At 70.4% G+C, this 19,350-nt stretch carries 14 protein-coding genes and 1 pseudogene; 10 read left to right on the top strand and 5 right to left on the bottom strand.

Features of this window, described 5'->3' with window-relative positions; all coding sequences use genetic code 11:
• Nucleotides 1-729 precede the first annotated feature (729 nt).
• On the bottom strand, nt 730-1,446 hold the full coding sequence (locus P3T35_RS12100) for an SDR family oxidoreductase (protein WP_101379285.1): 717 nt from the start codon (nt 1,444-1,446) through the stop codon (nt 730-732).
• A 71-nt stretch (nt 1,447-1,517) separates the two neighbouring features.
• On the opposite strand from P3T35_RS12100, the gene P3T35_RS12095 reads away from it, so the two are divergent.
• Nucleotides 1,518-2,333: a helix-turn-helix transcriptional regulator gene (locus tag P3T35_RS12095; protein ID WP_101379284.1), complete on the top strand. Its 816-nt coding sequence runs from the start codon at nt 1,518-1,520 to the stop codon at nt 2,331-2,333.
• Between the two features lie 57 nt (nt 2,334-2,390).
• On the opposite strand, the gene P3T35_RS12090 is transcribed toward P3T35_RS12095, so the two are convergent.
• Nucleotides 2,391-3,356, bottom strand: a complete 966-nt coding sequence (locus P3T35_RS12090) for an EamA family transporter (RefSeq protein ID WP_280705825.1) — start codon at nt 3,354-3,356, stop codon at nt 2,391-2,393.
• An 84-nt stretch (nt 3,357-3,440) separates the two neighbouring features.
• Here P3T35_RS12090 and P3T35_RS12085 point away from each other — a divergent pair, with 84 nt between their 5' ends.
• The 5 genes and pseudogenes from P3T35_RS12085 to P3T35_RS12065 all read left to right on the top strand — a co-directional run.
• Complete coding sequence (locus tag P3T35_RS12085) at nt 3,441-4,331, top strand: LysR family transcriptional regulator (RefSeq protein ID WP_101379283.1); 891 nt, start codon at nt 3,441-3,443, stop codon at nt 4,329-4,331.
• Nucleotides 4,332-4,697: 366 nt separating this feature from the next.
• The gene (locus P3T35_RS12080) at nt 4,698-5,522 is read left to right on the top strand and encodes a 2,3,4,5-tetrahydropyridine-2,6-dicarboxylate N-succinyltransferase (protein ID WP_218976641.1); all 825 of its coding nucleotides are present in this window, start codon (nt 4,698-4,700) and stop codon (nt 5,520-5,522) included.
• A gap of 62 nt (nt 5,523-5,584) precedes the next feature.
• Nucleotides 5,585-6,826 (top strand): acyl-CoA dehydrogenase, encoded by a 1,242-nt coding sequence (locus tag P3T35_RS12075; RefSeq protein WP_101379281.1) that lies wholly within the window; start codon nt 5,585-5,587, stop codon nt 6,824-6,826.
• Nucleotides 6,827-6,848: 22 nt separating this feature from the next.
• Nucleotides 6,849-8,426, top strand: coding sequence for an AMP-binding protein (locus tag P3T35_RS12070; protein ID WP_101379280.1), 1,578 nt, complete (start codon nt 6,849-6,851; stop codon nt 8,424-8,426).
• Nucleotides 8,427-8,459: 33 nt separating this feature from the next.
• Nucleotides 8,460-8,714: pseudogene (locus tag P3T35_RS12065) on the top strand (zinc ribbon domain-containing protein); the annotation flags it as partial.
• 145 nt (nt 8,715-8,859) lie between these two features.
• Here the strand turns inward: P3T35_RS12065 and P3T35_RS12060 are convergent.
• Nucleotides 8,860-10,935, bottom strand: coding sequence for a potassium transporter Kup (locus P3T35_RS12060; protein ID WP_280705822.1), 2,076 nt, complete (start codon nt 10,933-10,935; stop codon nt 8,860-8,862).
• 168 nt (nt 10,936-11,103) lie between these two features.
• Here P3T35_RS12060 and P3T35_RS12055 point away from each other — a divergent pair, with 168 nt between their 5' ends.
• The 4 genes from P3T35_RS12055 to P3T35_RS12040 all read left to right on the top strand — a co-directional run bounded on the left by P3T35_RS12055 (nt 11,104) and on the right by P3T35_RS12040 (nt 17,161).
• Nucleotides 11,104-12,837: a histidine kinase gene (locus P3T35_RS12055; RefSeq protein WP_101379278.1), complete on the top strand. Its 1,734-nt coding sequence runs from the start codon at nt 11,104-11,106 to the stop codon at nt 12,835-12,837.
• Nucleotides 12,834-13,547 (top strand): response regulator transcription factor, encoded by a 714-nt coding sequence (locus P3T35_RS12050; RefSeq protein ID WP_101379277.1) that lies wholly within the window; start codon nt 12,834-12,836, stop codon nt 13,545-13,547. The genes P3T35_RS12055 and P3T35_RS12050 overlap by 4 nt, the downstream gene beginning before the upstream one ends.
• Before the next feature lie 188 nt (nt 13,548-13,735).
• Nucleotides 13,736-14,521 carry an ABC transporter ATP-binding protein gene (locus P3T35_RS12045; protein ID WP_101379276.1) on the top strand — a complete coding sequence of 262 codons (786 nt, stop codon included), beginning with the start codon at nt 13,736-13,738 and terminating at the stop codon, nt 14,519-14,521.
• A 60-nt stretch (nt 14,522-14,581) separates the two neighbouring features.
• Complete coding sequence (locus P3T35_RS12040; protein WP_101379275.1) at nt 14,582-17,161, top strand: ABC transporter permease; 2,580 nt, start codon at nt 14,582-14,584, stop codon at nt 17,159-17,161.
• Between the two features lie 466 nt (nt 17,162-17,627).
• On the opposite strand, the gene P3T35_RS12035 is transcribed toward P3T35_RS12040, so the two are convergent.
• The gene (locus tag P3T35_RS12035; RefSeq protein WP_101379274.1) at nt 17,628-18,359 is read right to left on the bottom strand and encodes a hypothetical protein; all 732 of its coding nucleotides are present in this window, start codon (nt 18,357-18,359) and stop codon (nt 17,628-17,630) included.
• A 166-nt stretch (nt 18,360-18,525) separates the two neighbouring features.
• On the bottom strand, nt 18,526-19,125 hold the full coding sequence (locus tag P3T35_RS12030; protein ID WP_101379273.1) for a cation transporter: 600 nt from the start codon (nt 19,123-19,125) through the stop codon (nt 18,526-18,528).
• Nucleotides 19,126-19,350: the final 225 nt, after the last annotated feature.

Below are 19,350 nucleotides of genomic sequence, written 5' to 3'. Positions count from 1 at the left end.
CGCCGAACACGCCCACGGCGCCAGGGAATTCCGCCACCCCGCGGCCGCGGACGTCGCGGGCCGGTGCGGCGGGTGACTAGGAGTATCGCGGCCTGCCCGGCGGCCCGGCGCAATCAGCTGCTGAACGAGAGCCCAACGGCCGATGGCACCCTGACCTGCTCGCCTCTGACCGTTGCTGACGAATCGTCAACTAGCTGTTCAGACACCATGGCAGGGCTCGCCGCTGCTCCGGAGCGCACCGTGCAGTGCGTGCGGCCCCGATGCCGACAACGGTTCTCCGCATGCCGATGGTGTTGATGAGCGGCGAAGATCGACATTTGCGCGACATTCCCAGATGCTCCCCGGGCTTATGGCGGGACGTGCGACGGAGCCCTCCCTCAGGGCCCCGTCCGCCTGTCAGCTTCCCACGATGGTGATGAAGGGGCCGCATCCGTCTGTTACAGGCATATGACATTCCCTTCACCAGGGATCGGCCCTTCGCCAGCTGCCTGTCATCCTTGCAGTCGCCGCACGGGAAAACCAGTAAATCAGGTGATCTCGTAAATCAACGCGTTCCTGATAGCTGGACAAAACGGTCACAAGTTAACTGGTGTCAATGTGGTACCCGAAGTGGTCGTGGGGTGACACCAGTGTCTTGCCGTCACCCCACGGCGCGGTCACACCAAGGTGCTTGGAGTGTCAGGACGGTGGAGCTGGTGTGCTCCGAGTGGCGACGCCGCCCATGACCGGTCACCAGGGCACGGACGTCCCGTCCCAGGAGAAGAAGCCGCCGGTGGGGCCGTCGTCCGGCAGCAGGGCCAGGCGGAGGGCGCCCTGCGCGGCCTCGGCCGGGTCGCCCCCGGCAGCGGCGGCCCGGGCGTTGAGATCGGTGGCCCGCAGGCCGGGGGCGAGCGCATTGACCTTGAAACCGTCCCCGGCCAGCGTCTGCGCGTAGAGGACGGTGAGGGCATTGAGGGCGGCCTTGGACGACCGGTACGCGGCGGCACCGCCGCTCCCCGGGGTGAACTGGGGATTGGGGTTGGTGCTCCAGGTCAGCGACGCGGTGCCACTGGAGATGTTGACGATGCGCGGGTGCGGGGACCGGCGCAGGGCGGGCAGGAAGGCATCGGTCACCGCCACCACCCCGAACACATTGGTCTCGTACGTGCGCCGGTACTCCTCGACGGCGGTGTCGACCGGCGGGGCGAGCGACGGTGAGATGCCGGCGTTGTTGACCAGCACGTCCAGGCGGTCAACCTGTGCCGCGGCCTGGGCGATGCCGTCGGGATCGGTCACGTCGAGGACCAGCAGGCGGGCGCCGGCGCCGATCTCCTCGACGGCCCGCTGCCCGCGCCCGGGGTCGCGCGAGCCCACGTACACGGTGAGGCCCTCGGCGGCGAGCAGCCGGGCGATGTGCTTGCCGATGCCCTTGTTGGCACCGGTGACCAGAGCTGTGCGTTCGTTCATGGCAACCACGCTTCCCTGGTTGTGGGTAGCCTGCCAGGGACAGCCTGTACCAGGCAGTGGGAGGAGGCGACGTGGCGCGCCAGGAGCTGGCCCACTTCCTGCGGGACCGCCGCGCGGCCCTGCGTCCGCACGAGATCGGCCTGGTGGCGACGGGCACAGCCCGCCGCACACCGGGCCTGCGCCGCGAAGAGGTGGCGGAGCTCGCCCACATGTCGGTCGACTACTACACCCGGCTGGAGCAGGCCCGGGGGCCGCGGCCGTCGCCCCGGATCCTGGACGCGCTGGCCCACGCGCTGCGGCTCACACCGGCCGAGCGCGGCCACCTGTTCCGCCTGGCGGGCTCGACCGTGCCGCCCGGCACCAGCGTCGTGCGCAGGGTGCGCCCCCACGTGGCCCGGATGCTGGAACGGCTGCCGGAGACCGGTGCCATCGTCACCGACGCGGCGTACGACGTCGTCGCCTGGAACCCCCTGGCCCGGGCACTGCTCGGCACCGACCGCGCAGGCGGGACGACGAACCTGGCCAGGCGCCGCTTCCTGGGCGGGCGGCGGACGTACGAGAGCTCCAGCGCCGAGGAGTTCGGGCACATCGTGGTGGCGCGGCTGCGCCGGGCCGCGGACCGCTACCCGCATGACCCGCGGCTGGCCGCCCTGCTGGCCGAACTGCACGCCGGCAGTGCGGAGTTCCGGCAGATCTGGGAGACCCGTCCGGTCCACGCCCCCGGGCACCGCACCAAGACCTTGGACCACCCGGAAGCCGGTGCGCTGCGTTTGAACTGCGACGTGCTGCTCGTGCCCGAGGACGACCAGGAGGTCGTCCTCGTGACGGCCGACCCCGGATCACCAGCCATGCGGGCCCTACGCCGGCTGGCCGGCCAGGCGACCTGAAACGAAGCACGCGCACCGGTCTCCATAGGCGCCCGCTGCGGTGAGCAGCAATCACCCTCAGGCGCACAGCGCCGGCTCCCGGACGTCGCGCTCGGGGACTGCCTCCGCGTCGGCCGCTGCCGCCCCGGCCTCCGCCGCCGCCGTCTCCCGGCCTCCGGTGCGGGTGGCGCCCGCGCCCGCGATCACTACGAGGATGACGCCGGCCGCCGGTGCCGGGCCGGGGATCTGGCCGAGCACCAGGATGCCCATCACCAGCGCGATCGCCGGTTCCAGGCTCATCAGGGTGCCGAAGGCTCCCGCAGTGAGGCGGCGCAGGGCGAGGAATTCGAGGGAGAACGGCAGGACGGTGCTCAGGGCGGCCAGCCCCAGCATGACGAGGACCAGCGGCCAGGTCGCGTGGCTGAGTTCGGACGGCGCGGCGACCAGGGTGGCGATCACGCCGGCCACGGGGAGCGAGACGGCCAGTCCCTTCAGCCCGGTGACCCGGTCGCCGACGCGCTGGGTCAGCAGGATGTACCCGGCCCAGCAGGCTGCCGCGCCGAGTGCGAAGCCGAGCCCGGCCGGGTCGATCCCGCCGTGCCAGGGCTCGGTCAGCAGGACGACGCCGACGGCGGCCGACGCGGCCCAGCGCCTGCGCCCGCCGCCGGGGCGGAGGAGGGAGACCGCGAGCGGGCCGAGGAACTCCAGCGCGCTCGCGGTGCCCAGCGGGATGCGCGCGGCGGACAGCATGAAGAGCAGCACCATGCCGGCGGTCACCAGGCCCAGCAGGGCGCAGGCCAGCAGGTCCCGGCCGGCGAAGTCGCGCGGGCGCGGGCGTATCAGCACCAGCATCAGCACGCCGGCCCAGGCCAGTCGCAGTCCGGCCGTGCCCACCGCGCCGAGCTGGGCGAAGAGCGGTACGGACAGGGCCAGCCCGAGCTGGACCGAGGACATCGCCGCCATGGCCATCAGGGCTCCGCCCTGGGCGGTGCGCAGGTGCGGGCGGGTGGAGGAGGGGCGGGCGACGGCTTCCAGCGGGCTCATGGCCACCAGTACATGACGCGCGTACCGTTTCCGTCCACGTGCCGATCATGGACAATCCGTTCGCAAAAGCTGAACAATGGCCGGATGGACACACGGCGGCTGCAGATCCTGGCGGAGTTGTCCCGGCTGGGCTCGATGCGCGCGGTCGCGGATGTGCTCGGCATCACCACCTCGACGGTCTCGCAGCAGATCGCCGCCCTCTCCCGCGAGATGGACACCGCGCTGATCGAGCCCGCCGGGCGGCTGGTCCGGCTGACGCCGGCGGGTCGGCGGCTCGCCGAGCACGCGGTGACGATCCTCGCCGCGGTCGAGACGGCGCACCGCGACCTGGCCCCGGGAGCCGAGCCCAACGGCACTCTGCGGGTCGCCGGCTTCGCCACCGCCATCCGCGGATACCTGCTGCCCGTCGTGGTCGACCTCGCCGCGACCAGTCCGCAGGTCCACGTCCTCATCCGCGAACACGAGCCCGCCGAGTCGCTGGAGCTGCTGGCCGCCGACGAGGCGGACCTCGCGCTCACCTACGACTACAACCTGGCTCCGGCCGCCGACGATCCCACGGTCAGCGCGACCCCGCTGTGGACCGCCAGGTGGGGGCTCGGCGTGCCGGCCGGTGCCGAGCCGGGCGACGGGACGACGCTGGACGTCTTCGCCCGCTTCCGGACGCACGACTGGATCGTCAACTCCCGTAACACGGCGGACGAGGAGGTCATCCGCACGCTCGCCTCGATGGCGGGGTTCCGGCCCCGGGTCACCCACCAGGCCGACAGCCTCGACCTGGTGCAGGAGATGATCGCGGCGGGCCTGGGCGTGGCGCTGCTGCCGGTCGACTTCCCGACCCTGCCCGGCGTGCGGCTCCTCCCGCTGGCCACCCCCGACGTCGAACTGCGCGCGTACGCGGTGGCCCGACACGGGCGCCTCGACTGGCCGCCGCTCGCGCTGGTGACCGACCTGCTCAACGCCACCGCGAGCCGATGACCCTCGATCGCGCGCAGAGCCGACCGTTCCCGCCGATGACCCCCTTCCCTTGGCGCCCATAGGGCGCCTTTGGGAAGGGCAAAAATTTACTTTTCAACCTTAACATCGATGATATTCAGCCAGTTTGATCTACGAATCGCAGGTGTGCCAGGCTGTCCCTGGCACGCCGTTACCGACAGGTAACTCGCCGTGCCAATCATGTGCGGACGCCTGCGGAGGGAGCGGCGGGCGTCGCGCGCCATAGCCGGAGACCGTACACGGGGGCAGTGCGTGCGGGCCGTCCGGCCGGCGGCCCCGGCGCTCACCGGAAGGGCCGCCCATTCAACCTGGAAAGCGTGGGGTGCGATGCGGAATCGTGGTGTCGATGTGGCGAGCTTGCGCAGCGAGCTCGAAGACCTCTGGGAGCGGCGGGACGAGGTCTTGCTGCAGTCCGCCGAGGCGGTGGCCGCCGTCGACGCGGCGATCGACCTGCTGGACACCGGTCGTGCGCGAGTCGCCGAGCTGATGGATGGTCAGGTCGTGGTCCACGACTGGCTGAAGAACGCGATCCTCCTGCTCTACAAGCAGGCGTCGCCGCAGGCCTCGCAGTTCGGCCCCTTCCAGTGCGCCGACAAGATCCCGCTGAAGTCCCGGATCGACGGCTCCGGGGTCCAGGTGTCGCCGGGCGCGGTGATCCGGCGGGGCAGTTACCAGGAGCCCGGCGTCGTGGTGATGCCGAGTCACATCGGCATCGGCTCGTACGTCGGCGAGGGCACCTTGGTGGACTCCTGGGTCGGCATCGGCTCGTGCGCCCAGATCGGCCGGAACGTCCACCTGTCCGGCGGGGTCGGGCTGGGCGGCATGATCGAGCCTCCCATGGCCAAGCCGGTGGTGATCGAGGACGACGCCTTCATCGGCGCCCGTTCGATGGTCTACAGCGGGGCGCGGGTCGGCGAGGGCGCGCTGCTGGGTGCCGGAGCCCTGCTGACCGACACGATCCCCGTGATCGACGCGGCCACCGGCGAGGAGCTGAGCCGCGGCGAGGTGCCGCCGTGGACGGTCGCCGTCCCCGCCAGCCGTCCGCGCGAGTTCGACGGCGGCACCTTCGGGCTGCCCTGCCTGCTGGTGATCAAGCACCTCAAGAAGGGCGAGCGGCACGACAAGGCCAAGCTCAACGACGCGGTCCGCGCGCAGCCGCCGGTCATCCTCTGACACCCCCCGGGCAGCGCCGCCCGTCACACCGCCTGCTGACGACTTCCCAAGGAACCCTCACCATGCCTGCCACCGGCATCATCCCCCTGTTGGCCCGTCACCCCGAGCTCAGGGAGCTGCGGTCCCGCCTGACGGCCTTTCTGGACACCCACCTGCCCGCGCCGGTCTGCGAGGGGGACCCCCGGCCCGACTGGCTCGCCCTGCGGGCGCGGGCATCGGCCGCCGGGCTCACCGGCATCGACGTCGCCTCCCCGGACGAGCCGGACGAGCCGGGTGTGACCGGGCGGGTGGCCCAGGGCATGGCCATGTTCCTTGCCGGGCAACGGGATTGTGACGCCCGTGAGATCTTCAGTACCGGGCACGCCGCGATGCCGCTGCGCTACGGCTCGCCCGCTCTTGCTCGTCACGCCCGCGAACAGGTCGTCACGGCAGGCAAGTTGGTGGGCATCGCGGCCAGTGAGCCGCACTCGGGGTCGGACCTGCGGGGCTTTCGCACCGTACTGGTCGACCACGGTGACCACTTCACGCTGTCGGGCTCCAAGGGCCTGATCAGCCGGGTCGAAGAAGCCTACGGTTTCGTCGTCTTCTGCAAGCTCGTCGACCGGCAGGACGTCGACCGGATCGACCTGCGGACCGTGCCGCTCTCCGCGGTCTGGGTCCCGATGGACGCCGCGGGCGTGCTCACCGAGACGACCGACCCGCTGGGCATGCGCGGCTGGAGCTTCGGCCACCTGCACTTCGTCGACACCCGCCTGGACAAGGACTTCCTCCTCGGCGAGCCCGGCGACGGCCGCCGGATCTTCGACGCGCACTTCTCCGCCTGGCGGTTGATGATGTCCCTGGTGTGCCTCGGCGCCGCCGCGGCAGCGATCCGGGAGTCCGCGGCCCGCACCCGCAGCCGCACCGTCGGCCGGATGCCGCTGGCCGGCATTCCCTCCGTCGCCGCCCGGCTGGGCACCGCCGCCGCCGAGGTCGAGGCCGCCACCGCCTGGTGCTTCGCACTCCTGGAGCGCATCGACCAGGGCGAGAGCGATGTCGCCGCCTGCTCCGCCGCCAAGGCGCTGGCCACCGACGCCGCCTACCGTGCCGTCGACCTCGCCCTCCAACTCCACGGCAGCGAGGGCTACACCAAGCAGACCCCGATGGAGAAGCGACTTCGCGACATCCGCGGGCTGCGCATCGCCGACGGCCCCAACGACACGCTCTACAGCGTGCTGGCCCACTCCCTGCTGACCGAGGAGCAGATCGAGGAGCAGCAGCCCGAGGAGCAGCCCGCAGCCGTCGAGCTCCTCGCCCACCACTGAACCAAGGCGCAAGGAACCGCTGATGCCAGCCACCCCGCCAACCCGAACCGAAGTCACTGAAATCATCGAGGAGTTGGGGGCCGCACCCGACCGGGAGGCACTGGTCCACCAGGGGCGGCCCACCACCGCCCGGGAACTTCGCGACCTCACCCACCGCCTGGCACGGGCCATGCACGCCCAGGGCATCGACCGCCGCCACACCGTCACGCTGCTGAGCGGCAACCTGCCGCAGGCCGTCGCCGCGCGCTACGCCGCCAACCTGGTCGGCTGCCGGGTCAACCAGCTCTACAACAAGCTGCCCGCCGAGACACAGGCCGTCATGGTCCGCGACGTCGAGACGCACGCGCTGATCGTCGATCCCCGCCACGCGGACCGGGCCGCCGAGATCACCGAGCACGCGCCCGTCGGGGCCCTCCTGGTCCTCGGCCCCAGCGCGGTGGGAACCGACCTGCTGGCCCTCGCTGCCGCCCAGCCGGCCGACCCGTTCCCGAGCCGGGCCCGGCCGCAGGACGTCCGGACCATCCGCCACTCCGGCGGCACCACCGGCCACTCCAAAGGGATCTGCATCGGCTACCAGCAGGTCCGCCGGTTCGGCCCCGACCTGCCCGGCGACCCGGCGCACCCGCCACGGCTGCTGGTCTGCACCACCATCGCCCACGCCGCCGGACAGATGATCGACAAGGTGCTGCGGGCCGGCGGCAGTGCGGTCCTGCTGGACGACTTCGACGCGGGCACCGTCCTGGCGGCGATCGAACAGGAACGCATCACCGACGTGTTCCTGATGCCGCCACTGCTCTACCAACTGCTGGATCACCCGCGCTCCGAGCGCACCGACACCAGCAGCCTGCGCCGCATCACCTATGGCGGCTGCCAGGCATCACCGGCCCGGCTCACCGATGCGATCCGGCGCTTCGGCCCGGTGCTGGTGCAGCTCTACGGGCAGCACGAGGCAGGCATCGTCAGCGTCCTCGATGCCGCCGACCACGATCCGAGCCGTCCGGAGCGACTGCGCTCGGTCGGCCGGATCACCCCCGGCTACCGGGTGGTGATCCGCGACGAGTCGGGCCGGGACCTGCCCGCCGGTGCGCGCGGCGAGGTCTGCGTCAGCTCGGACAGCCTGATGCTGGGCTACTGGAAACAGCCGGAGTTGACCGCCGAAGTCCTCAAGGACGGCTGGCTGCACACCGGCGACATCGGCTACCTGGACGACGAGGGCTATCTGTACATCGTCGACCGACTGAAGGACCTGATCAACACCGGTGGCGGCCACGTGTACACCTCCGAGGTGGAGGACCTGCTCAACTCCCACCCCCAGGTGGGCCAGAGCGCGGTCTTCGGCGTCCCTGATGCCAACCAGGTGGAACGGGTCCACGCCGTCGTCGTGCCCCTCCCGGGTACACGGCTCGACCCGGACGAGCTCCGCAACCTGGTCCGCACCCGGCGCGGTCCCCTGCACGAACCGGCCCACATCACCTTCCTCCCCGCACTCCCGCTCACCGACGCCGGCAAACCCGACAAGAAGCTCCTCCGTCGGCAGGTGACCAGCCGCCAGGCAGACGTGCCTAGCCAGGCTGACATCAAGCCACTTGATGTCAGCTGAGGTGAAATGCAGCGGTGCTGTCCAGCCCTGTCCCGGTACGGGCGGGCCTTCCACCGGATCGGCCGCTTCGAGCCCACGTCACAGGTCTGCTCGGCCTGCGGCGTCCAGGACGGCCCCAAGCCGCTCAACGTCCGGGAGTGGGCGTGCGGGGCGCGCGGGAGCGTCCTGGACCGGGACATCAACGCGGCGGTCGACATCGCCCAGGCCGCCGGACTGGCGGTGACAGCCTGCGGAGCGCAGGTAGGACCGGTACTCGTACCGGCGCAGCGCGGCGAAGCAGGAACCCACCGAGACGGTCAGACGACCGTGGTAGGAATCCCCGGCCTTCAGGCCGGGGAGCGGAAGTCAAGTCATAGCGCCGTCACCGCCCGCCACCCGTTGCCGTACGCACGGACGTGCGTACGGCAACAGGCTCCTGCCCGGCGTTACCGCATCACACCGAGACCTGGGCGCCCATGATGACGCACCGGTCGCTGGGGAGCCCGAAATACGCGACGGGGCTGCTCGTGTTGTTGGCGATGGTTATGAAGAGCTTCTTGCGCCAGCGTCGCATGCCCGGCGCGTCGCTCCTGATGATCGTCATCCGCGACAGGAAGTAGGACACCTCGTCCACGTTCAGCCCGTGGATCTGGCCCGCGTCCGGGTGCTGCGAGGCGAGCCGCAGGACCTGCGGGATGTTCGGCTCGTCCATGAAGCCGAAGCGCGCGGTGAGGTGCGTGATGCCGTCGTCGCTGTGGCCGAGGTCGTCGAAGACGCACCGCTCCGCCTCGGGGACGTGCGGCTCCCGTTCCACCACGGCCGACAGGATGACCACGTTCTTGTGCAGGGTGTGGTTGTGCTCGACGTTGGCGCGCAGCGCCAGCGGGGTGGTCTCGGCGTTGGCGTTGAGGAACACGGCGGTGCCGTCGACCCGGTGCACGGGCGGCTCCATCGCGTCGACCTCGTCGACGAACGCGCGCAGCGGGCCCTCCAGCGCCGTCCGGTTCGGGGTGACGATCTTCCGTCCCCGCTGCCAGGTGATGAGGATCGTGAAGACCGAGAACGCGACCAGCAGCGGCAGCCAACCGCCGTGCACGACCTTGGTGAGGTTAGCCGCGAAGAACGCGACCTCGCTGGTCAGGAAGACGACGGCGCCGAGCACGATCATCCAGAGCGGCTTGCGCATCATGACCCGGGCCACGGCCAGGAAGAGCACGGTGTTGAGCACGAAGGTGGCGGTGACCGCCGAGCCGTACGCGGCGGCGAGCGAGGCGGACGAGCCGAAGCCCAGCACCAGGGCCACGACCGCGCCGAACAGACCCCAGTTGATCAGCGGCGCGTAGACCTGGCCGACCTCGTGCTCAGAGGTGTGCCGGATGGTCAGGTGGGGGAGGACACCGAGCTGCACCGCCTGGCGGGTGACGCTGAACGCGCCGGAGATGACCGACTGCGAGGCGATGACGGTGGCAACGGTGGCGAGGATCACCATCGGGAACTGCGACCAGCCCGGCATCAGCAGGAAGAACGGATTCGAGATCGCCGACGGCGAGCGCAGGATGAGCGAGCCCTGGCCCAGGTAGTTGAGCGTCAGGGCCGGGAAGACGATGAAGAACCAGGCACGGTGGATCGGTGCTCGGCCGAAGTGGCCCATGTCCGCGTAGAGCGCCTCGGCACCGGTCACGGCCAGTACGACCGAGGCCAGCGCGACGAACGCGATCATCCCGTGGTTCACGATGAACTGCACGCCGTACACCGGCGACAGCGCCTTGAAGATCGCCGGGTGGCCCGCCAGCTCGACCGCGCCGGCAGCGCCGATGACGAGGAACCAGACGGTCATGACCGGGCCGAACAGATTGCCGACCAGGTTGGTGCCGTAGCGCTGCAGCGCGAAGAGGACCACCAGCACCGCGATCGTCACCGGGATCACGAAGTCGCTCAGACCCGGTGCCGAGACCTTCAGCCCCTCGACCGCCGACAGCACCGAGATCGCCGGGGTGATCATCCCGTCGCCATAGAACAGCGACGCCCCGAAGATCCCGAGCGCCACCAGGATCACCTTGCTGCGCACCGACTTGAAGTGCAGCTTCTGGACGAGGGCGGTCAGCGCCATGATGCCGCCCTCGCCGCCGTTGTCGGCGCGCATGATGAACGTCACGTACTTGACCGACACGATCAGGGTGATCGCCCAGAACACCAGCGAGATGACCCCGTACACCTGGTCCGGCGTCGTCCCGACCGCGTTGTTGTCGGCAGTGAAAACAGTCTGGATCGCATACAGCGGACTCGTGCCGATGTCACCGAAGACGACTCCCAGCGCACCGAGAGTCAGAGCTGCCATGCCAGGGCGGAGGCTGCGGGGGCTGTTGCCATGGGGCGCGCCGCCGGGTTCGGTGGCAGTGGGGCTGTCGAGCGCGCTCTTGGCGGGTTCTATACGCATAATGAGCGACGATGATACGCACGGCTCGATCGGGGGTGGGGCCCCGGCCTCGGAGAACACGTTCCGGGGGTGGCCCGAGCTGTTGAGGTTCATCGCAGCGCCTGTCGGGCGATGCCCAGCTGTTTCACGGCCAAGCGCACGCCCTCGGCGCTGCCCACTTCACGGCAGACCTCGGCGGCCTGCGCCTCTGGCTTTCGGCAGAGCAGTACCTCATCCCCAGGTCGGAGACGGAAACGCACCGCCGCCCTCGACAATTGGCCGATGGCCCCCATCTCCCGCAATCCGTTCACGGCCCCCGGCAGACCGAGCAGGGGACTGTGGCGCGCGCTCGCGGAAGGGAGCGGCGGCGCGCTGCTGATGGTCCTCACCCAGGAGATCCTGGGGGGCCGGGGCTCGTCCGGCGGGATTCAGTTGCTGCTCGGTGCCGCCGCCCTGGTCCTGCTGGCCGTCCGCCGTCGCTTCCCCACGATGAGCCTGCTGGGCATCTCCGCAGTCGTGGGCCTGCTGCCCACCGCCGGGTTGCCGGCCGCCATCACCGCGTACACCACGGTCAAGCACCTGACGGCCCCTCGGCGCCGGAGCGCCGTGCTGCTCGCCTCGGCCGTGCTGGCGACGCTGACCTGCGCGGCCTTCGCCCCGGGCATCGGGCTCGGCAGCCACTCGTTCGGGCTCGCGGTCGGGGCCGTACTCGCCGCCACCACGCTGGTGGTGCCGGGACTTCTCGGCAGCTCTGGCGGGCAGGAGGACCGGCTGCTGCGGGCGCTTCGGGAACGTGCCGCCGCCGCGGAGGCGGCCCGTCGGCTCGCGGAGAGCGAGTCGCGGATCCATGAACGGTCCCGGATCGCCGCGGAGATGCACGACCTGATCGGTCACCGGCTCAGTGTGATCTCGCTGCACACCGGCGGCCTGGAGATGGCACTGCAGAAGCAGTCGCCCGAACTGCGCGACGAGGCGGCCCTGGTGCGCCGGGCCGTCGTGGAGGCGATGCGGGAACTGCGCGAAGTGCTCGGTGTCCTGGGACCATTGGGGCGGGACACCGGGACCGACGCGCTGACCGACACGACGGGTACCCGCTCCGATGTCGAGGCACTGGCCGAGGAGTCGCGCTCGGGCGGCATACCCGTCGATCTCACCTGGGACGGCCCCGACTTGAACGACCGCGCGGCCCAGGTGCGGCGTGCGGTGCACCGCGTGGTGCGCGAGTCGCTGACCAACGTGCACCGGTACGCCGCCGGAGCCCGTGTCACCGTGGCGGTCACCCACACCGACGACCGTGTGGCGGTGCTCGTTCGCAACGGGCCCCCGCCCGTGGCCCCGCCGGCGGAGACCGGTCTGGGCTCGGGGCGCGGCCACATCGGGCTGCGGGAACGGGTCGCGCTGCTCGGCGGCACCCTGGAGGTGGGCCCGACGCCGGCCGGTGGCTTCGCGGTGACGGCACGGATCCCGGCGCGGCCGGCCCCGGGAGCGAGTCTGGCCGCCACGGGCGCTCCGCTGCCTGAATCGGCGTCCGAGCCGCGCTCCGACCACGTATCCGCCGGTGTCCAACGCCGTGCCATGAAGGCTCTCAGCGGGCTCCTCGGCCTCATCGGCGTGGGCGTGCTGATGATGTGCGGCCTCTTTCTGGTCGCCCAGGCGTTCCCGGAACCCGACTCCCCCCGCGGTCGCGATCCTGAGCTGCCCCGGATCGGGATGTCCCGCACGATGGTGGAACAAGCCGTCTACGGGGACAGCTCACTGGCGCGTGCGGCGGCGACGGGTCGGGAGCCGGCCCACCCGCAGTCCGTGACGAGCTGCATGTACTCGACGATTTCGTTCGTCGACTCCCCGCCGCCGACCGCGGGCGCCGGCCGTGCGCACTCCGGTGCCGCGGGCGCCGAGGAGGTCCCCGACCACCTTGACATCACCCGGTTCTGCTTCCGTGGCGATACGTTGGCCACGATCGACCGCTTCACCGTGCCCGTGGTGTCGCGTACACCACCGTGGGAGTCTCCATGACCGACCTTCCTGCTTCCGACCACCGCCCGATCCGGGTCCTGCTCGCCGACGACGAGGAGCTGATCCGGCACGGCGTCCGGTTGATCCTGCGTCATGCCGAAGGCATCGAGGTGGTCGGCGAGGCGACGAACGGCGAGGAGGCCGTGCGGGTCGCCGGCGAGACCCGTCCCGACGTCGCCCTGATCGACATCCGGATGCCCGTGCTCGACGGGCTCGCCACGATCGAGCGGCTCCTCGCTCTCCACCCCCGACCGCAGGTCGTCATGCTCACCACCTTCGGCGACGAGACGAACGTGACGCGTGCGCTGCGGTCCGGCGCCACCGGTTTTCTCCTCAAGGATGAGGGCCCGCAGGAGCTGATCAGCGCGGTACGGGCCGCCGCCGCGGGCGACGCGGTCCTCTCACCCAAGGTCACCCGCACCGTCATCGAACGCATGCTCAACGCAGATTCCGGCAGACCGGGACCCGAGGGGGCGTCAGTACCGGCCTGCGCTTCCGTCCCCGAGCAGCGGCTGGCAGCGCTCACCGGCCGGGAACGCGACGTCCTCGCACTGCTGGGCCAGGGCCTGGCCAACGCGGAGATCGGCCGTCAACTGGGCATCGGCGTGGGCACGGTGAAGACCCACGTCAGCGCCGTCCTGGTGAAGACGGGCACGGACAGCCGGGTTCAGGCGGCGGTCCTCGCCCACCACGCGGGGCTGCTGCCCTGAGCAGCAACCCGGCCCGCCGGCTCTGCCGAAGGACAGAGACGGCCGTCCGCCCCGAGGACTACGCGCGCCCCCGGGCCTGACCTTCGACAGACGCCGCAGTCACGCCCTGAGGCTGACGGTTCGCCGGCACGGCGCATCGAGGATGAGAAGCAGCCACCCAACCTCATCCCCGTAACTCCGGAGCTGACATGTCGATGCAGGCAGCCGCCCCCGTACCCGCCTACTCCTCCACGGGCTCCGCCGCCGCTCGGGCCACCGGGCTGTGCAAGGTCTACGGCCAGGGCGACACCCAGGTCGTCGCCCTGGACTCGGTCTCGGTGGAGTTCGGACGCGGCCGGTTCACCGCGATCATGGGGCCGTCCGGCTCCGGCAAGTCGACGCTGATGCACTGCATGGCGGGTCTCGACTCGGTCTCCGCAGGCTCCGCACAGATCGGTGACACCGAGCTGTCCAGCCTGAACGACCGACAGCTCACCCGGCTGCGCCGGGACAGCGTCGGTTTCGTCTTCCAGGCGTTCAACCTGCTCCCCACGCTGACGGCGCTGGAGAACATCACGCTGCCGATGGCCATCGCGGGCCGCAGGCCGGACCAGCAGTGGCTGGACACGCTACTGGCGACCGTCGGCCTCTCCGGGCGACTGGGCCACCGCCCCGCTCAGCTGTCCGGCGGCCAGCAGCAGCGTGTCGCCGTGGCCCGCGCCCTCGCGTCCCGGCCGGAGATCATCTTCGCGGACGAGCCGACCGGCAACCTGGACTCCCGGGCCGGCTCCGAGATCCTGGGCTTCCTGCGGGATTCCGTACGGGAGTGGGGCCAGACCATCGTGATGGTCACCCACGACCCGGCGGCCGCCGCCTACGCCGACCGCGTGGTCTTCCTCGCCGACGGCCGACTCACCGACGAGCTGCTCGCACCGAGCGCCGAGGGCGTCCTGGACCGGATGAGGCAGTTCGACGCCAAGGCCCGCACGAGCTGACCCGACCGCCCGTACCTCGCGCGCACCTCCGCCACGCACCCTAGAAGTGGGACCACCGCCATGCTGCGTACAGCCCTGCGCAACGTCTTCGCGCACAAAGCCCGATTGGTCATGACCGCCCTCGCGATCACGCTCGGCGTCGCTTTCGTCTGCGGCACGCTCGTCTTCGGCGACACCGTCGCCCAGGCCTTTCGCGCCGCCTCTGCCAAGAACCTCAAGGACGTCGCCGTATCCGTGCAGGCCGAATCCCAGCGCAACCCCGACAACGAGGCGGACGACACCCGGTTCACGGCGCTCACCAGTGAGCTCGCCGACAAGGTCCGTGCTGTGCCCGGCGTCACGTCCGTGCACCCCATCGTCGACGGCACCGCCACCCTGGCAGCCAAGGACGGCCGGCCGCTGAACGCCGACAACAGCTGGCAGAACCTGGCGACCAACTACTCACCGGACACACCGGGCACGGACCGGGACAGCCGTTTCCCCGTCAGCGCCGGACGCGCCCCCACCGCCGGCGGAGAGATGGCTCTGGACCGGCGTACCGCCGAGAAGGCCGGCTACCGCATCGGTGACTCCGTCCGCTTCGCCACCAAGGGCCCCACACTCACCAAGACGCTGGTCGGCACCGTCAACACCGACGACCCGCGCGTGACCGCAGGCGGCAGCCTCGCGCTCTTCGACACCGGCACCGCACAGCAACTCTTCCTGCAGGCCGGCCAGTACGACGAGTTGGCCGTCGGCTCCGCACCAGGCACCGACAATCAGGAACTCACCAGCAAGATCCGCACGCTGCTGCCCGCCGAGGGCATCACGGTCACCAGCGGAGCGCAACTCGCGAAGGAGCAGGCGGAGCAGATCGCCGAGCAGACCAAGGCGCTCACCCGGATGCTTCTGGCCTTCGCCGGACTCGCGCTGTTCGTCGGCGTCTTCGTCATCGCCAACACCTTCACCATGCTGATCTCCCAGCGAAGCCGTGAGACCGCGCTGCTGCGCGCCGTAGGGGCTTCGCGCCGCCAGGTCGTCCGTGCGGTCCTCACCGAGGCCGGGCTGCTCGGACTCGGCGCCTCCGCAGCCGGCATCGCGCTCGGAATCGCTATCGCGACCGTCATCAGGCCACTCCTCAACGCGAGCGGCGCGGGCCTGCCGGACGGTCCCCTGGCCATCTCCACCGACGCGCTCGTCCGGTCCCTCCTGGTCGGCGTCGGCGTCACCGTGATCGCCGCCTGGCTGCCGTCCCGCAAGGCCGCGAAGGTCGCACCGGTGGAGGCGCTGAGCACCGTCGACCAGACGCCGCCCAGGCGCAGCCTGGTGCTCCGCAACAGCCTCGGCGCGCTGCTCACCGGCGTCGGCGTCCTCACCATGCTGTACGTCTCCACGCGGACGGACGGAGCCGACACCAACCTCGAAACCGCCGGACTCGGCTCCGTGCTCACGTTGACCGGCATGATCGTGATCGCACCGCTGCTGTCCGGGCCGCTGATCCGGCTCGCGGGGGCGGTCACCACCCGGCTCTTCGGCGTCAGCGGCAAGCTCGCCAAGGAGAACGCGCTGCGCAACCCGCGCCGCACCGCCGCCACCGCCTCCGCCTTGATGATCGGGCTCACCCTGATCACGGGTCTGAGCGTGACCGGCAGCTCTACCAGCGCCGCTCTCCAGGCGGCGGCAGTAGGGGGCCTGACCGCAGACTACAAGGTGTCCAACACCGCCTCCGGCGGCATCGACCCCGCACTCGGCGCGAAGGTCGCCGGAGTCCCGGGTGTCGCGGAGTCGGTGCCGCTCGCCTCCGCAACCCTGGGCGCGCGGGGCGAGTTCACCACGCTCACCGGCGCGGACCCGCAGCGGCTCGGCAGGGTCACCGACCTGAAGTTCAGCAGCGGCTCGCTCGCAGACCTCGGCCCCGGCAAGGTCGTGCTCTCCGACAAGCTGGCCAAGGTCACCGGCCTGTCGAAGGGCGACACCTTCCAAGGCACGCTGGAGGGCTTCGTCGGCCACGGCAAGAAGGAGCTGACCGTCGTCGGTGTCTACCAGCAGTCCCACGCCGTCGGCGGCGCCATCGGCACCATGGACGATGCCCTGCGGTACGCGGACCGAGGGAAGTTCGACAGCATTCTGGTCAAGGCCGCGACCGACCGGAACACCAGCGGCCTCGAGCAGGACATCCGCGAGGCCCTCGGCAACAGTCCGCTCCTCAAGGTGCAGAACCAGCAGCAGTTGACGAAGGCGCAGTCCGGCCAGAGTGATGCGATGCTCAACATGATGTACGGCCTGCTCGGCATGACCGTCGTCATCGCAGTGTTCGGCGTCATCAACACCCTGGCCATGTCGGTCTTCGAGCGGACCCGGGAGATCGGCCTGCTGCGCGCGATCGGCCTCGACAGCAGGGGCGTCAAGCATATGGTGCGCCTGGAATCGGTGGTGATCTCGCTGTTCGGCGCGGCCCTGGGCATCGGCACGGGGATCTTCCTGGCCTGGGCGTGCGGCAGCCTCACCAAGGCCTCGCTTCCGCAGTACCAGACCGTGCTGCCCTGGCCGCGGCTCGGCCTGTTCCTGCTGCTCGGCCTGGTGATCGGGGTGCTGGCAGCGGTCTGGCCGGCCCGGCGGGCGGCCCGCCTGAACATGCTGCGGGCGATCAACGCGCAGTAGCGCATCCGGCCACCGAGGAAGGCACCTGGAGCGCGAGAGGACCCGGGAGCGTAGCCAGCTCCCGGGCCCCTGTGTGCCGCCCAATTGCGCACGCCGGCACGTTTAAGGGTCGCGGATCAGATTGAAATCGACGCGTTCTGCCTTTGAACTACCGTGCCACGGAGCGGCACAGACAGGACTTGAACCTGCATTCGTCGATATTCGTCCACACCCGGTCGATCCGGCGTTCGGCGGCGAATGCTGAGACTGGAGCGAGAGTCTGAGTTTGATGGAGCCTGCCTCTGCCTGGCTTGGGCTACCCCGGCCGGTGGTGCCGGGGGGAGGATTCGAACCTCCACTGTGACTCCTGGTCAGCTTCAACATCAGTGTCAGCTTTTCGCACCGTGCAGCGCACCCACCCGGTTTCCCGGACGGGTTCCTAGCGCTCGGCGCACCCGCCCGGCTCCCCGGGCGGGCGATCATGAGGCTACCGGAACAGGTAGCCGAAGACGGCGTCGCCCACCCGCTGGTCGGTGACCTCCACCGCGTTGGCCTCCTCGCGGGCGAACTTGACCGCCTGCTGGAGCTTCTCCACCCGCTCGGCGAGCTCGTTCACCCGACGGGCAGGCAGCGCACCGGAGAACTTGACCGTGGTCCAGTAGCCGACCGCGATGTCCTCGTAGTAGACCTCGACCTGGGCCGGGTGCTTCTCGGTGGCCTCGGCCTTGACGTGGTTGCGCGGCACCTTCTTGGTCCGAATGGTGCGCACCGGCTCGGTCTTCCAGGAATCGGTCGACGGGTCGAGGTTCCAGGACTCGGAGGCGTCCAGCACCGGCAGCTTCTTCACGAACGTGAACAGATCGGTGAGCTGCTTCTCCAGGAAGAGCAGGTACGGGACCGGCACCTGGGCGAGCAGCACCTGACCATCCACCACCACGTCCGCACTGGCACCGACGTTGGCCCAGTCCTTGGTAGCCGTCACGTCGAACAGCCGGGTGAGGGTGCCCGCGGTGGACCGCAGGATGTCCTCGGCCTTCAGCTGCACCCGGGTCGACTCCGGCGGCAGCTGCTCACCCTCCTCGTCCTTGGGCTGGTACGTGCGGGAGATCCCGGCCAGCAGCGCGGGCTTCTGCAAGTCCTGGTGGGCCTGCGTCAGCTCCTGAAAGGACTTGGACTTGACGCCCTTTTCGACGGCGATGATTTGGTTCAGCTTTGCCACGTCGAGGACGCTACCAGTGCCGAACTGGCGAGCGACACTGAATTGTTGATCGAGCGTTCCGCCAGTTGGGAGCTGCGCAAGGTCGTCATGCCGCGACCGTAGACCTCTTGACCCGTCTCGAAGGTCAAGCGATAACGAGCTCCGGCAGCCGGCGCTGTCCGCGCGGTCAGTGGTGGCCGGAGAAGATCTCCTTCGCCTCGCGAACGGCGTAGTAGACCAGGACGTAGCCGGCCAGCGGGTCGGCCCACCACCAGCCCGCGGCGGCGTTGAGGGCCAGGCCCAGCAGGACGGCGGCGGCCAGGATGCCGTCGATCAGGGTGACGCGGCCCTCGGTCCTGAGCACCGGGTTGTCGAGTGCGGCTCCGGTGCGGGCCTTGCCGGCGGCCAGGGCGAACATCACCAGCGCGGTCACCGCGGTCCACACGATGCCGAGTGTGGAGTGGTGCGGGTGGAAGCCGATGACCAGCACCACGGTTGACTGCACCAGCAGGTAGAGCGCGAGCAGTGCGAAGCCGATGCCGATCAGCCGCAGCGCGCGCTCCTGCCGGGCCTGGCCGGTGCCGGACAGCTCCCAGATCACCACGGTGGAGGCGCCGATCTCGATCAGCGAGTCCAGGCCGAACCCGGCCAGTGCCACCGACCGGGCGGAGATCGCCGCCACCGCGAGGACCGCGATGCCGACGACGTTCCAGCCGAGCGTGGCGTACTCCAGGAAGAAGCCGCGGCGGAGCAGGGCCTGGCGGGAGATCTCATTCGAAGCGGTCACCGCGTGATCCTCTCAGGCTCGTCGGTCGTAGCGCGGTATCGGGCTTGCGTCCGGTACCCGAGTCCAGGATTACCGTGGGGGAGCTTGCTGAGGTCGAAGGACCAGATGCCGTGGCCGTGGGTGGCCGCGTAGAGGTCGCCGTCCGGGCATCGGCGGGCGGTCCTCCCCCCACAGTGACAGGCGCGGACGGATCGCCACCCCTGGGCCTGGGTACAGTCACGCCAT

Origin of the sequence: Kitasatospora sp. GP30, from assembly GCF_029892145.1 — a bacterium.
GTDB lineage: Bacteria > Actinomycetota > Actinomycetes > Streptomycetales > Streptomycetaceae > Kitasatospora > Kitasatospora acidiphila.
Note: the sequence above shows the minus strand (reverse complement) of the source record. Positions and strands in the feature narration are given on the sequence as shown.